The organism is Mycoplasma ovis str. Michigan (genome assembly GCF_000508245.1).
GTDB classification, from domain to species: domain Bacteria; phylum Bacillota_I; class Bacilli_A; order Mycoplasmatales; family Mycoplasmoidaceae; genus Eperythrozoon_A; species Eperythrozoon_A ovis.
Window position 1 is genome coordinate 37,441 of sequence record NC_023062.1, and the last position, 14,221, is coordinate 51,661.

Annotated in this window: 15 protein-coding genes and 9 tRNA genes; 19 read left to right on the plus strand and 5 right to left on the minus strand. The window is 31.8% G+C overall.

Going from position 1 to position 14,221, the window contains the following annotated elements; genetic code table 4:
• Entirely contained in the window at positions 1-1,890 is a 1,890-nt protein-coding gene (locus MR07_RS00230; RefSeq protein ID WP_024070861.1) for a hypothetical protein, read from the plus strand.
• On the opposite strand, the gene MR07_RS04060 is transcribed toward MR07_RS00230, so the two are convergent.
• Positions 1,887-2,876, minus strand: a complete 990-nt coding sequence (locus MR07_RS04060) for an HD domain-containing protein (RefSeq protein WP_075047528.1) — start codon at positions 2,874-2,876, stop codon at positions 1,887-1,889. The genes MR07_RS00230 and MR07_RS04060 overlap by 4 nt on opposite strands.
• The gene (locus MR07_RS00240) at positions 2,876-4,699 is read right to left on the minus strand and encodes a PTS transporter subunit EIIC (RefSeq protein WP_024070863.1); all 1,824 of its coding nucleotides are present in this window, start codon (positions 4,697-4,699) and stop codon (positions 2,876-2,878) included. The genes MR07_RS04060 and MR07_RS00240 overlap by 1 nt, the downstream gene beginning before the upstream one ends.
• A 135-nt stretch (positions 4,700-4,834) precedes the next feature.
• Here MR07_RS00240 and MR07_RS00245 point away from each other — a divergent pair, with 135 nt between their 5' ends.
• The 4 genes from MR07_RS00245 to MR07_RS00260 all read left to right on the plus strand — a co-directional run bounded on the left by MR07_RS00245 (position 4,835) and on the right by MR07_RS00260 (position 6,371).
• Complete coding sequence (locus MR07_RS00245; protein WP_024070864.1) at positions 4,835-5,260, plus strand: hypothetical protein; 426 nt, start codon at positions 4,835-4,837, stop codon at positions 5,258-5,260.
• A gap of 140 nt (positions 5,261-5,400) precedes the next feature.
• The gene (locus tag MR07_RS00250) at positions 5,401-5,832 is read left to right on the plus strand and encodes a hypothetical protein (RefSeq protein WP_024070865.1); all 432 of its coding nucleotides are present in this window, start codon (positions 5,401-5,403) and stop codon (positions 5,830-5,832) included.
• Between the two features lie 8 nt (positions 5,833-5,840).
• Positions 5,841-6,260 (plus strand): hypothetical protein, encoded by a 420-nt coding sequence (locus MR07_RS00255; protein ID WP_144079532.1) that lies wholly within the window; start codon positions 5,841-5,843, stop codon positions 6,258-6,260.
• A 19-nt stretch (positions 6,261-6,279) separates the two neighbouring features.
• A tRNA-Ser gene (locus MR07_RS00260) sits at positions 6,280-6,371 on the plus strand.
• Between the two features lie 21 nt (positions 6,372-6,392).
• Here MR07_RS00260 and MR07_RS00265 read toward each other — a convergent pair.
• The 3 genes from MR07_RS00265 to MR07_RS04250 form a co-directional block, all read right to left on the minus strand.
• The gene (locus tag MR07_RS00265; protein WP_024070867.1) at positions 6,393-6,767 is read right to left on the minus strand and encodes a hypothetical protein; all 375 of its coding nucleotides are present in this window, start codon (positions 6,765-6,767) and stop codon (positions 6,393-6,395) included.
• A 1-nt stretch (position 6,768) separates the two neighbouring features.
• Positions 6,769-8,796: a cysteine peptidase family C39 domain-containing protein gene (locus MR07_RS00270; RefSeq protein ID WP_024070868.1), complete on the minus strand. Its 2,028-nt coding sequence runs from the start codon at positions 8,794-8,796 to the stop codon at positions 6,769-6,771.
• Between the two features lie 70 nt (positions 8,797-8,866).
• The gene (locus MR07_RS04250) at positions 8,867-9,073 is read right to left on the minus strand and encodes a hypothetical protein (RefSeq protein ID WP_144079533.1); all 207 of its coding nucleotides are present in this window, start codon (positions 9,071-9,073) and stop codon (positions 8,867-8,869) included.
• Positions 9,074-9,132: 59 nt separating this feature from the next.
• Between MR07_RS04250 and MR07_RS00275 the strand changes: the two genes are divergently transcribed.
• The 14 genes from MR07_RS00275 to MR07_RS00340 all read left to right on the plus strand — a co-directional run bounded on the left by MR07_RS00275 (position 9,133) and on the right by MR07_RS00340 (position 14,213).
• The gene (locus tag MR07_RS00275) at positions 9,133-9,540 is read left to right on the plus strand and encodes an iron-sulfur cluster assembly scaffold protein (RefSeq protein WP_024070870.1); all 408 of its coding nucleotides are present in this window, start codon (positions 9,133-9,135) and stop codon (positions 9,538-9,540) included.
• Between the two features lie 24 nt (positions 9,541-9,564).
• Positions 9,565-10,521: a deoxyribonuclease IV gene (locus MR07_RS00280; RefSeq protein ID WP_327084514.1), complete on the plus strand. Its 957-nt coding sequence runs from the start codon at positions 9,565-9,567 to the stop codon at positions 10,519-10,521.
• Positions 10,514-10,840, plus strand: coding sequence for a hypothetical protein (locus tag MR07_RS00285; RefSeq protein ID WP_144079534.1), 327 nt, complete (start codon positions 10,514-10,516; stop codon positions 10,838-10,840). Before MR07_RS00280 ends, MR07_RS00285 begins: the two co-directional genes overlap by 8 nt.
• A gap of 22 nt (positions 10,841-10,862) precedes the next feature.
• Positions 10,863-10,938: transfer RNA gene (locus MR07_RS00290), tRNA-Cys, on the plus strand.
• Between the two features lie 4 nt (positions 10,939-10,942).
• Positions 10,943-11,018 (plus strand) — tRNA-Arg (locus tag MR07_RS00295).
• Positions 11,019-11,023: 5 nt separating this feature from the next.
• Positions 11,024-11,101, plus strand: a tRNA-Pro gene (locus MR07_RS00300).
• A gap of 7 nt (positions 11,102-11,108) precedes the next feature.
• Positions 11,109-11,185: transfer RNA gene (locus tag MR07_RS00305), tRNA-Met, on the plus strand.
• Between the two features lie 6 nt (positions 11,186-11,191).
• A tRNA-Ser gene (locus tag MR07_RS00310) sits at positions 11,192-11,283 on the plus strand.
• Positions 11,284-11,366: 83 nt separating this feature from the next.
• Positions 11,367-11,444: transfer RNA gene (locus tag MR07_RS00315), tRNA-Met, on the plus strand.
• Positions 11,445-11,448: 4 nt separating this feature from the next.
• A tRNA-Asp gene (locus MR07_RS00320) sits at positions 11,449-11,525 on the plus strand.
• Positions 11,526-11,542: 17 nt separating this feature from the next.
• Positions 11,543-11,618, plus strand: a tRNA-Phe gene (locus MR07_RS00325).
• Between the two features lie 57 nt (positions 11,619-11,675).
• Positions 11,676-11,843: a 50S ribosomal protein L33 gene (rpmG, locus tag MR07_RS04065; protein WP_075047529.1), complete on the plus strand. Its 168-nt coding sequence runs from the start codon at positions 11,676-11,678 to the stop codon at positions 11,841-11,843.
• Positions 11,844-11,868: 25 nt separating this feature from the next.
• Complete coding sequence (locus tag MR07_RS00330; RefSeq protein ID WP_024070873.1) at positions 11,869-12,084, plus strand: hypothetical protein; 216 nt, start codon at positions 11,869-11,871, stop codon at positions 12,082-12,084.
• Between the two features lie 239 nt (positions 12,085-12,323).
• On the plus strand, positions 12,324-14,213 hold the full coding sequence (locus MR07_RS00340) for an RNB domain-containing ribonuclease (protein ID WP_024070875.1): 1,890 nt from the start codon (positions 12,324-12,326) through the stop codon (positions 14,211-14,213).
• Positions 14,214-14,221: the final 8 nt, after the last annotated feature.

A 14,221-nucleotide genomic window follows, 5' to 3' on the forward strand; every position in this document is an offset into this window, starting at 1 on the left:
ATGGCTAAGTATCTTAACTTAAAAATGATTTTGTTAACTGGAACTCCCTGTTGTTCTCCCTCCTTTATTGCTCTTAAAGGAAGTGAAACTGAATTTCACTATAAGATATTAGCCAACTATAATGGTCAAGCAGAATTACTTTTGAGTTTACAAATACCACCAGATTATTTTCCTTATCAATTTAAGCAAAGAGGTTTATATGATTACTTAACTCATATAAACAGATATTTAGTTACTGAAGGATCTTCAGCAGAAAAACAAGGACTAGGAGACAAGATTCAAGGAAGAATCAATCAATTAGTTGGTAAGGTAACTACTTTTGGTCCTAGTCTTTGAAATGAAGATCTTTATGCAGGTGGATTAGTTAACAGAAATGTACAGTTTTGGAATACTAAAAGTGCAGACTATTTATTTCTGGAGCAATTCATATTAGATGATTCTTCAGATTTTTTATTTTTAATTCAAAGACTTCCTAAACATAGTCACTTAGCTGTTACTAACTTTAGAGCTGCAAGGGACCCTTACAGCTTATTCGGGGAAGATGTTTATAGACATTTTGTAAAAAATGGACGAAATGGTTCTAATGCATTTGCAACTAAACTCCTTGAATACTACAGAAAGTATTCAAAGATATCTCCTAATAGCTTATTTAGAAGTGCTAAATATATAGAGTTTTGATCTGATTTTTGTAGTGATTTGCAACAAAAATCAAAAGAAAATGGTTACTCCGGAGATCTTTCTAGTTTATTTAGTATACCTAGTTCAAAAGAGCAATTGTTTGCTCCTTTTGGAAAAAAGGAACATGATAGACATATTGCCCAAAAGTTTTTTGAGGCCATATTCACCGAAGAAGAGTTGAATTGGCTAAACGATAATGGAAACCGAAATGGAGGAGGAGAACAGAAATTTGAATTTAATTATTTAAAGCAAAATGGACAAGTTCAAGGAAACGGTAGCGAACATGTTTGCCCCTCAGCACTACACAGTCAATTTGAACAAGTTCATCACCCAGCTTTAGAGCATCAAACTATGAAAGGCAGCAGTCCAGTTTCTGAGGGAACTCAAAAAGAATTATTTGTCTATTTAGCTCAAATGGCAATAGCTTTGGACAAAATGTTCAAAACAAGCAATTTTAGTTCTGTTTTTAATGGGGATTCAAGACAAGAATTTATAAAGAAGGCCTGGTCTAATGCCATTGAAATAGCTAAGAACTACAGAGAGAGACTAAAGAATGTTAGAAGTTATTTGCAAAAAATCAAAGTGGTAGATGAAGGATTTGATCCTGAACAGAAAAAATATTCTAAGAACAATTCCAAAACTTTAGCTATTATCTCCTATCCCCCTTCACAATTGGGGGCTGGGGATGCAACTATTCAAACAATTTCTAAATATCCATTTCTTTATACAGAGTTAGGCTTGAAGGAAGTAATTCCTAAAAACCTAACTGAAAATGGCGAAAAACACGAGATGGATGAAGATTTGTTGGGAGTTGACGACAACGGTTGATGGTGAAAATTAGGAGACTTTAATTTTTCCAGTAAGGGTTTAGATAGTTTTAGTAAGACAGCAGATTCAATCATTTTATTGGCAACCGAAGATGATTGAAATATATTAAATGCTTGGGATAGTCCTAAATTAAGATCTCTGAAATCTCTCTTGAATCATCAAGAAGACAAATATATAACTACTAGCAATTATCACTTGTGAAATGAGGGATTAAGATCCCCTATTGCACTGAACCTACTATTAGATGTTTTAGTAAAAAGTTTGACTAAGCAGTTTGGTACCAATGGAAGTCATCAAGAAGAATATAAAAAAGCTTTAAGCTGAGGAAACTATTGAGAAACAACTTTTGTGAATGGAACTACTTCTAACTTGAAGAAAAGTTAACTTTTAATAGGATTCTCCAATAGATATTTAAAGACTTCCTCTATTTTCCCTTTTTTTAGCTGTTCCATCAAAGAGTCATATTTGTCCTGAGGATAACTATCCTTCTTTAGAGGTTCTAGTTTGTCTGCAACAACTAAAGATTTACCTATTATATCTAAATCAGCAATAGGTTTAGTGTGATGCTCTATTGCAGTCAATACAGAATCATCTAATCTAAAAGCTTTAGATAGATAGTTTCTTGCTACAGGTCCATGTAAATTTCAAATTTCATTTTCTAATTCTTGCTTAGGTTTGGAGTACATTCTTGATGCTAATTGGAGTAGTTTATCTTTAGTTCAGTCCTTTGCAAAATCATGATACGCACAACTTAGAAGTAATTTATTCTTAGTAACTGGATCCATAGAAGATCAATTAGCAATTTGATTTGCAAATTTCAAAACTCTTATAGTGTGATCAAATCTGGGATCAGATTGTTCTTTATGTACTCTTTTTATTGCTCCCATTAGAGTTCTTTCTGCTTCTGTACGTACCATATGAATTCTTTTCCAGTTTTGACTACCCAAAGAAAGATCCAAGTTACCTTTGTGCTTGTTAGTGAACAGTAGAAAGTTTCAAGAGTTAGAGATATTTTCCAATGCCAACTTTATATGGTTTATTGCTAAGGTTTCAATTAAGTAGGCAATTTCTTCCTTTGGAAGATCACTATATTCACTCTGAATCACAGATTCAATATATTCTTTAAATTTTTTGGGATCTTTTATGTCTTGATCTTGTGGAATTTCTCGAAATTCTACAGAAATAAAAGGATCAATAAGACTAAGTTGTAACTCTACTTGTTTTCTGAAGAGTACTAATTTTTTATAAGCAATATCTTGACTTAAACCCCTCTTGTAATAGACAACTTCCTCTATCTTAAAGTGTTGACTCAGAGTCTTTAATACTTCTGGATAAACCAAGGAATAACTGTTAAAGTAAATTAGTTTCATTACTCTTCTACTTTATTACTTTTATTTGCGAAACTCAAGAGAGTTGTGTTAATTTCTTCAGCTTTTGGACCAACAATAAGTTGAACATGATTATCACTAATTCACTTAATAGCTATCACTCCTCCCTTCTTAAGTTCTGATTCTATCACTTTGGTTTTATCTTGTATGTCATATCTCAGTCTTGAAGCGCAATTCTTGTAGTTTGTTACATTTTCTCACCCCCCTAGACCTTTCTTAAATGAAGATACTCAAGCAGGAAGATCGCTATCTTCTTTTGAAGTTTCTTCTTGTTGGTTTTGTGGCTCTAAAGGTTGAAGTTGCATTTCTTCTTCAAAATGTTTCTTTCTGAAAAAGTAATAGAATACTGCAAAGTATACTATTGCTAATCCACCTCCTACAGCAGCTCAGTAGTAGAACTTTGTACCTTTTTGAATTGGAATAGCTCCATTTATTAATAGTTCAATAATACCTCCAGAGAAAGCTGTAGGTATATGAGCTCCAGCTAATTTCATAGCTAAGAATGATACCCCACACATAGTTGTGTGGAATCAGTAGAAGAGTCTAGGTATGGAATACATAAAGCTGAACTCTATAGGTTCAGTAATACCCAATACTACAGAGTTCATAATTCCTGGAAATAGAGTTTTAGATAGTTCTTTTCTTTTTTCGCCTCTCTTAGAGGCAGAAAAATATATAGCTAAAGCTGCTGCAGGTAAAGCAAATTGCATTATTGGGAATTTACCTTGAGTTAGTCTGCCTATGTGTAAGGAACTCAATGCTTCAAATAATTTAGTTCCATTGTGTAATGATAGTGCTGAAGCGCCCATTAAAGCATCACCTTGTCATTGGAGTGAATTGCTATTTCCAAAGCAAAGACAGCAACAAGTCGTTCCACCAGAGCAAGAGGATGCACAACATTCCTTTAATGTTTCTGTAACATTATGTAGAGCGTTTCCTCCTAAAGGTGTGTACCAAAATAAAGAAGCAAATAAGTGGTGAAATCCAGTAGGAATTAATAGCTTTTCTAGAAAACCAAATAAGAAGGCATCAGCCCCTTGACCCTTAGCTATATAGTTTCCTGCATAGGATAAACCAATCCCTATTCAGGGATAAAAGACCAAGAATAATAAAGCTAACGGAATTACTGCCAAAGTTGTTAATAAAGGCATTAGCCTTTTTCCAGAAAAATAAGCCAAACAATTTGGCAGCTTTATTTCTGATCAATTCTTAAACAAATATGGAATTATTATGCCTCCAATTATCATTGGAGCAAATATAGAGCAATTTAGAGTAGTAATTCCAAAAAATCTATGTATTAAGCTGTTGGCTTTTTCCCTGCCAGCACCTCCGAATAGAATATTTAGTCCATTGTCTTTTTCTGCGCAACAGGGGAGAAGAAAACAACATTTATCGTTGGTACAACACCCTCCTTTTCCTCCGCAAACGCATTTACAGTCTCCGTTTTTAGTGCAACTAATAAAAGCTGAATTAAAGTAAGTAAAAGTTAGAAATCCTAATATGGCGCATCAAACAGCAATTCCTTCATGTTTTTTAGTAAAAGCCAAAGCAAAAGAAACACATATCAATAGTGGAAATGCTTGCAATAATGGCAAAGCAATAGATTGTATTGCTTTTCCAATTTTCGATAAAGTATCTCCATTACAGTTTTGGTTGATTACTCCTCCAACGGAGAGAAAAAGGCTCGTGATGGCCATGGATGCAATCGGGAGCATGAAGGCTCCCGAAATTCCTGAAAGCTTGAGTTTTAAATTACTTTTATTGAGATTGACAAAACTTAACTTAGTATTTGAGCCTTTGACCACTAGAACATATTAATTTAATTCCCAATAGAATTAATATTTTTAATATTTATGACTTTTTGGAAGTTATAGAATATTAGTCAAATAAATGATGTATACTTTTTTTAAATTTTTAAATAAGTTTTAGAAAAACTTAATTTGACTAGTTATTCAGAAGAAGAACTTCTTTCAAAAGATGAAAAATTAAGAAAGGCAAAGGAAAATAAAAGAAAAATAGAAAATACATTTTTGTCTTTTCATAGTGCGAGTATATTTAAACAAAGACTAAACAATAAGGTTTTCTTCACTAAGTTGTTTATTCAACTTTGTGAACTTTATTTGAGTGAATTGCAGATAGCTTTATCTTCTTTGGAAGAGCATGAAAGGGAATTCTTAGAAGATTACTATCAATACAAATTAAGACACAAAGATATGTTCTTTTCTAAAGCAAATTACTACAGTTGTTTGAATAAATATTCAGATAAATTCCTAAAGTTATTTGATTATGAGTTGTTTCAAGAGTGTCTTAATCTTCTTCGTAAAAATATTCGTTTTATGATTGCCTCTTATTTAATTGGTGAATAATTAGTTAAATTAGTTCGATTATCCACAAAACTATTAGTTTTTAAAAATTAGCTTTTTAAAGTTCAAAAGTCTTGTTTTTTCGGGATTAATTTATCTAAAATTCAATTTGAGATTTTTGTTTTGTTCACGTTATAGATAGGATGGCAGCATGGAATGAACATCTTTCAGTATTTTTTGCATTTTTGGGAATGATTTCAGTTGGTTTAGCCTTTTGACCAGGTTTTTATAAGACTTGAAAAACTAAGGACACAAAGTTTTTACCAATTAAATTATTTGCTCTATTTTTATTAGCGGGAGCTTTGATGACGGCCGGATCAATTGCAGGAGTTTGTACAGATGTTCAACTGTCAAATATGTACGTAAGAGGGTGATTCTTCGTGTTATTGAATGCTTTTGTGTTATTTACAAATCTTTACACTGTTTGTTTGTGATGCAAGAATAAAGTGAAAGAGCGAGTTAGGGGTTATGACAGTTTGGAAGATTATATCCCGGAAGAAGAGGAATCTTTTGATGAAGAATCTTTGGATTCTCCTAGCCCTCTTGATCCAGAAGAACTAGAAGAAGCTGTTTAATTATGTTAATGAACTTTTTTTCTCAAATGGTTCTTGTTTTTCAAGAAAATAGTGTAGCTAAGACAGTTGCACCTTGCTTGATTGGAGTTGGTGCTCTTGTTTTAGTTTTAATTACCTACTCTCAATTTCAACAGGTAAGAAAAACTTCTAACACTATTGCTTTGGATAAGAAATTCATGTTCTTCCAAATTTATGCTTGTTTTTTCTTGGGCTCTGCTTCAGTTTATGGTTTATGCGGAAAGTGGGATAATACTTGAGGTCCTATAGATATTGCATTAGTTATGATAAATATTTGTCTTTTCTGCACTAACTTCTATACATTAAGAGTTAAAATTATAAATTCTGAATCCGCAAAGAAGGCAGGAATGACTGAGGCCGAATATTATGAAAAAGTAATTGTTCCTACTCTGACAAGTCAAGTAAATTAAGATAATTAAGAAAACCTAGGGAGACTTACCCAAGTGGTTAAGGGGGCATCCTGCTAAGATGCTAGGTGGCTTATTTGCTGCGCAAGAGTTCGAATCTCTTAGTTTCCGCCAGTTTAATTAACTCTTAATTTTTTAACTAAAGAGATTCATTCAAAAGGGTTTAGATTCTAGAAAATATTTAATAATTTTGTTAGTGTTTTCCAAATTAGTTTGAAGATAACTTCCTTGGTTGCTTAAAGAAAGTTGTATATATTCCGCTTCCTCGGAACTTTTTGGAGAAATAACTTTAATATCAGTAATTTTTAGTACTTTAGACTTTTCATTCTCTAAATAATAAAAATTACTACCTTTTCTTAGTTGTAATTTCCTATAACTTTCTACAGACAAATTCAACTCATTAGAAACTAAGTAGTTGTATTCAAATTTATCTACTTTAATTGCAAATCCAGAAATTCCTAAAGTAGATGCTCCAAAAATCAATATTGAAATAGCCTCTTTTAAAAACACCTTAGGAGTTCAGGGATATTTTTTGTTCTAAATCAATATGATTTACAAAAAATTTCTTTAACTCTAAGTTGTGTTCAGAACAAATTACAAAATTCTTTTGAAAAATTATGGGAAATAAATGTTCAAATACTATTTCTCTAATTGAGGAATTGATGTGAGAAGTTACTTCATCCAATAGAAGTATTTTTCCTGAAAGAGTGCATAGGTAAAGACAATTTGCAAATTGTCTTTGACCATCACTCAATTCTTTCCCACTTAAGTTTTGATAGTCATAAATTCCTATTTGACTTGCTAAATAAAGCAATAACTCTAATTTTTCTCCAATCAAAGACTGTCTAAGTTTTATTCAGTCAAACTCTAATGGTTCTGATTTAGAGTTTTGATAAATAACTAATTTATTTAGGGAATTCTCTCAAAGATTAGAGAGACTTGTTCCATTAATGAAGATTGAACCAATTGAATCAGGTAGTTGTGCAGAAATTAATTTGTACAAAGTACTTTTCCCAATACCAGAAGGCCCATAAATGAAGCTATTGGGATAAATTAACAGATTTAAGTTATTAAATATGATCTTTTCTCCATTGTGATAAGTAAGTCCCTTAATTTCAATGAACTTTGGACTTATAGTTCGAACTTTTAAGTTTTCTCTAACTTCTGGTAAGTTGTCATTAAATAACAAATGTTTAAATTGGGTTACTGCATTTGAATATTTAGTTCAATGAAAACTATTGAGTATTAACTTATCTAATGCATTGCTCAGTTGCATATAAGCTAGTCCGGACGATATTAATGTAGCAATGGTAATATTCTTTTGCAAATACAAGTATGCTCCTATAAAGTAAATGGAGCAATTTATTAACTGAGTCATAAAAAAATTAAGTTTCAAAAATAAAGTCTTTCTAGATTGAAAGAATTGATCTGTTAATTGTCAATCGGATATTTCAGAACTCAGAGAACTATTTAAGAGTGAGAATTTACTGAAATCTCATTCAGTTTTCAAAAATTGATTGAGTTTAAAAATAAGTTTTTGAATGTTTACATTATGTTTCAATAATTTTTCTATTCCGGTGTTATCTAATTTATGAACAATATAGAAATTTATTGTCTTAGTCAAAATCAAGACAATAATTAGAACTAAAAATCAAAACTGTAAATAAATTAGATAAAGACTTATTAAAGATGCAATGATAACACTAGAGACCAGAATACTTAATAATTCGCTGTAGAAAAGAGAAATAGTTTCTGAATACTCTTTAATCATTAAGTATTGATTCTCAGATAACTTAGAGAAGAAGTAATTCTTCTTCTTTTCTAATCTATCTATTAGTACTCCATATAGTTCTTTGAAATATCATTGTCTATCTTTGAGATAGTAAATAGACTTAATGTACTCTAATAGAGATCAGATCAAAACAACTAGCATAGTAACAAAAATAATTGAGGCAATATTTCCCAAATATTGACTCTGCATAACATCCTCAAAAATTAATTTGTTTATTGAAAAACTAGTTATTAGTAGAAAGAAGACTATTAGCTCTAAAGATATATTTCTCAGTAATTTAGGAAATTTCAGAATAGATATTTCCTTTTCTGAATAATTAACTAGTATTTTTGACTTATCAGAAGAGTCAATTTTTTCTACTAGTAATATCTTTCCTGAAAATATAGAAGCTAACTTTTGATAGTTAACTCTTAATTTTCCTAATTCAGAGTCATAAAGAATGCAAGAGTTTTGTAATTTTCTGGCTATAACAAAATGTTCACTATTGTTTCTATACAAGAGCATTACAAAAAACCCTTGTAATGGGTTCTTTTGTAATTCTTTAATAGATAATTTGTAAGCCTCTAGATGTATTCCATATTTTTTGTTAACAGTTTCTAACTCAAAGATAGAGATTCCTCGTTCGCTTATATTTAGTTGGTTAAATATTTCTGTTCTACTAACTTCTTTCTTAAGAAAGTGATTAATGAGAGATCTTGTGACTGATATTCCACAGTCATTTTCACTCTCTTGATAGTAAATCTTCATAAAAATAGACCTTCTAATTTATTAATTACTCGGACAAAGGAAAAAAGATCAAAAATATCTAAAAAATTTTTTATTTTTTATAATTAAGACAGATGTCAGGTTGTTGTAGTTGTAAATGTATGAGTCATTGCCATTGTGGCAGTTCTTGCTGTTCTTCCGGTTGTTGCGCAAATCACCACCATCATCACCATTGTTGTTGTTCAAAAACTGCAAGTTGTTGTTCGAGTTGTGAGGAAGAGTCTTGCGGTAGTTGTTGCACAGACTGTTCTACTCACAAAGGAGATTAGGTTAATTTAGGCTTTTTACTTGGCTTTTAGCCAAGTTAATTAGCCTTTAATGTATCAAGATAGTATTTATTGACTATCAGGTCTTAAAAAATTTAGTTCAAAAGAACAAAGAAAAGGGATTTTAATTCAACCTAATCAGGAATTAGGTTGTCAAGATAGTATTCAAGTATCTCTTAATTCAAAACCAATCATTTCTAGTATTCAATTAGAAATGCAAGGTTGTGTTTTACTAAAAGCCACTACCAATGCTCTTTGCTTATGCATTGAGAAAAAAAATAAATTAGAGGGTTTGGAAATTATTGATAATTTTCTTAGTATGATTCGAGGAGAAAAATTTAATTCAAACTTACTGGATGAAAACTTAAAGCTATTTGAGAAATTTAAATTAGCCTTAAGTAGGAGAAATTGTTTAATAATGGGAGCATTGGAATTGAAGAAAGCTTTAGAAAATAATTAAACTATTGCTATTAAAAAACGATTAATACTCGGCTCACACATATCACTAAATAAGCCTAATAATTATCTTTTAGGAGCAGTCAGGGAATCCATATATAATGGAGCAGATTGCTTCATGATTTTTACTGGTCCACCCCAAAACAAAAAAAGAGTTCCTGTAGAACAATTATTTTTATTAGAAAGTCAAAAAGAGGCACAAAAGGCCAATATTGACTTTAAAAATTGTGTTATTCACGCTCCCTATATCTTTAATCTTGCAAGGCCAGATGAAGATGGTTTTATTCATTCTTTGTTAGTTAATGAAATTAAAAGAACTGTTCAACTGGGGTGTAAGATTTTTGTTGTTCACCCCGGATCTTTTCTTTCAACAACCAAAGATTCTGAACAACTATTAGTTGACCATAAACAGGGAATTCAAGAAGTTATTAAAAATATCAAAGGAATATTAAATGCAACAGAAGATTTAGATTACTTCTTTGCATTAGAAACTATGGCAGGCAAAAAGAATCAATTAGGAAGTAAGTTAGAGGAACTCAAAGAAATATTTGAAGGTTGCGAGTGGCATCCTAAGCTAGCTGTTTGTTTAGATACAGTTCACTTACATGATAGTGGTTACGATCTTTCAGATGTTGAGGGATTCAAGAAACAATTGGATTCTTTGATAGGACTTCCAAGAGTAAAGACTTTACACTTGGGAGATTCAATGAATCCTAGGGGATCTAAAAAAGATAGACATGCAAATTTAAATTATGGTCATATCGGATTTGATACTTTAATTAAATGGGCTTATGATGAATATTTTTCAACTTTACCAATAATAGTTGAAACTCCATTTTGAATTCAAGAAAAAGGAGTTAAAAAGGAATTGGTGTCTCCCTATAAGTGAGAGATTCAATTAATTAGAGACAAAGTTTGAAAACCTATTCCTAATGAAGAATACAAACCGATTTATAATCGATTTTTAGTTAATGAAAATGAATAATTTGAAGTCTATATGAGTACAAATAACTAATTTTTTCTCAGAATGCATGAAAACTTATTCCTTTTGGCTAGAACAGAAAAAGATTCAAAGACATTCTAGACTCACAAAAAGACAATTTAATTTTCAATGTAAGATAAAAAACTTAGACAACAAATTAGTTAAATTTATTCAGAAAATTCAAATGAAAAAACAAAGATGTCAGGAAAAACTAGATAGAGTTAATAGAAAATTAGATAGGTTGGACAAAGTCCAACAAGTTGAGGTTGTCACAAAAAAGACAAGGAGTGAAAATAAAAGAATTTCACTCCCCTCTTTTTAAAGTTTTATAGGATATAAAATAAGGTGTCTTAGCCAAGTTGGTAAGGCATGGAGCTGCAACCTCCATATGCATCAGTTCGAATCTGATAGACACCTCCAAAATCTCCTAATAGCTCAATGGACAGAGCACTAGCTTGCGGTGCTAGAGGTTATAAGTTCGACTCTTATTTAGGAGGCCATAAAACGGGACATAGCTCAGTTTGATTAGAGTGCTTGGTTTGGGACCAAGAGGTCGCAGGTTTGAATCCTGTTGTCCCGACCACTAATTTGGCAGGATATCTCAGTTGGTTAGAGGGATCGGTTCATATCCGATAGGTCGCGGGTTCGAGCCCCGCTCCTGCTACCATTTATAGGAAGCTTACCCAAGTGGACGAAGGGGTCAGTCTTGAAAACTGAGAGGCATCTAGTAGGTGCGCAGGGGTTCGAATCCCTTAGCTTCCGCCATTTATTTGTTAACATCTCCTATGAGTGAGCTTTCTAATTAAGGGAATATTTTTTCCCTCAGGGAGCTTTTGTTTCTATAGTATCGCGGGGTAGAGCAGTTTGGTTAGCTCGTCAGGCTCATAATCTGAAGGTCGTAGGTTCAAATCCTACCCCCGCTACCAATAGGGGCTTTTAGTGTAGAGACCTAACATACCACACTGTCACTGTGGAGATCGCGGGTTTGAATCCCGTAAGGCCCGCCATATATGGATTTTGGGTAGGCTTCGTAGCTCAGTCGGTAGAGCAACGGTCTGAAGCACCGTGTGTCGGCAGTTCGATTCTGCCCGAAGCCACCATAATAAAAACATTTAGTATTCTTTAAATTAGTTAGTAATTTTTATTTCTTTTTTTTAATGGCTCCTAGGATAGCTATCCTTTTGCAGTGTTCTGAATGTAACTTCAGATACTACTTAAGTCAGAAAAAAATAGACAAAACAGCAGTCAATAAAAAATTAGAGTTGAATAAGTTTTGCAAAAAATGTAAAAAACATTGCAAGCATATAGAACATAAAGTAGATTAATTTAGTGCCGTTGAGCTAGTTAACAATGAAGAGTATATTTATAGATACTCCATTGTTCATAAAGATATTTGCTTCAGCATTTACCTGTTTAGCTGGTTTAGCTACTGGAGCTTTTTATTATGTCGGAAACAAAATACAGACATCCTATAAGGCTGATTTACTCAAAGTACATAAATCTAAAGAGATAGTTAATGCTCAACGAAAACAATTGGCTGAGTTGAGAAGGAAAACCATTGCTTAGTGATTGCTGTTATCTACAGCCTTTCTTTTGTCCTTTTAATCTTAGGTTTACTTCTTTCTTCTTCAGGTTCTACTGGAGGTTTTTCTGTTCTTTCTGGTTATGATATAGAACTGTTCAAAAAAACAAAAGATTATGGAGTAGTAAAGATTCTAAAGTTGCTAATGTTCTTGTTTACTTTACTACTTTTTATTCTTTGTATTAGTTATGTGAAAAAATTAAAAGGGTAGCTTTAATGTTTCTTGAATCGGAGTCACTTTTACAAAAGAGTAAAAGTTAATAGATTTAGCGGATCGGGGTTTATTCCCCGATTAAAGCTAAAGATTAGTAAAGAAAATTTAAAAGGAGCTCTCAACAATGATTTAGTTTTATGCAAATTTCCAGATCTCAGGAAAGGCTCTACAGATAACCAACCTAGGGTATTAAGGATAGTTGAGAGATTCAAAGTTAATTTTGTAGTTGAAGTCATCTCTCTATTAAGACAAGGGATAGTTGTTTTTTTTGATGATCCCCAAATATCTGGAAAGAGAATTATATTTGGAGTTTTTCCTTTAATTCAAGTTGGTCACAAAATTCTCGTTCAACTTAAAAGCTTTCCTCCCGAGAAAATATATGGAAAACTCTTAGAGATAATCGGATTTAAAGGAAAACCAGAAGTTGAGTTTAAATCTTTAGTTCTAGATTTAAAGCTTCCATTAAATTTTGAGAGAAAAAGTATTAATGATGAAATAGAGCAACTTAAATCTAGGAGAGAATCTGTTCTACAAAACACACATCTTTATCAATCTTTAGAGGATAAATACTTTTTCACTATAGATGGTGAAAAAGCTAAAGATTTTGATGATGCAATTTGTACAGAAAAGACTCAAAGCGGATTTAAATTGTACATAGCAATTGCGGATGTATGGGGATATCTCAGACATTTACCTTCTATAGAAGAGGAGGCAAATCAAAGAGGAACTTCTATTTACTTACTAAATAGAGTTATCACTATGCTTCCTGCTATATTATCTGAAGACCTTTGCTCCCTTAGAGAGGGAGAAAAAAGAAATACTATTTGCGTTGCTTTAGAAATCACAGAAAAAGCAGAATTAAAAAAGTCCACTTTAAAAATTTTTCCTGCTTTTATTCGTTCTAAAAAACGATTTACATATGAGCAACTCAATAGGTATATGAGCGGAAAAGAGAGAGATTTTTTTGAAGATGAACGGCTCAAAGAAGCCGTTATAAATAGTTATTTGGTTGCAAAAAGATTTTTAGAAAAAGAAAGATTTGGGAATAAAGAAACTCTGAGAATCTCCAGAGATAAACTGGAATACCAAACAGATGAGAAAGAAAGAATCATAGGAGTCTCGAGAGTAAACGAAGACTCTGACGACTTCTTAAGTTTTGAAAAAGTTATAGAGAAATATATGGTTTTGGCAAATAATTTAGTTGGAGAGTGATTTAAAAGTCATAACTTAAAAACAATCTATAGAATCCACAAGACTCCAGAACACTCTAGAATAAATAACTTTTTGTACGAAATGCAACATTTCAGGTGCTCTGGAGCCCCTATATTTTTAGATTCTCCTAGTTTAACTACCCCAATACTCAATAGATTATTAAATATTTTTAGAAATCATGAAAAATTTTCACTAATTCAATATAACTTCCTTTTGACTCTGCCAAAGGCAGAGTATAGTTTGATGAATATAGGTCATTTTGGATTAAATAGTCAAAATTATTTACACTTTACTTCCCCCATCAGAAGACTTCCAGATTTATTAGTTCATAAAGCTTTATGGATGCACTTTCTTTCTCCTAAAAGTTATTCCAATCAAGAAAGAGAAGTGAGTTTAGAAAATTTAGACAAATTAGTTTATCTTTCCAATCTCGGAGAACAAAGAGCTGTTTCGGCTGAAAGAAGATTTATTTCTAGAAAGCTTTATCAATACTTATTAACTAAATTCCCCAAACAAGAATTTGTTGGGGTTATATTAGTTAAAACAGAATGAGGATACAATGTGCGAATAGAAAATTGTTATGAGGGGTATATTAGAAGAGAGAATTGTAAGAATAATAAAAAGTTAGGTGATATTATTCATCTAAAAAAAGTTGAATATTCTTGAGATGAATTTATAGAGATTTAGTAGAACAT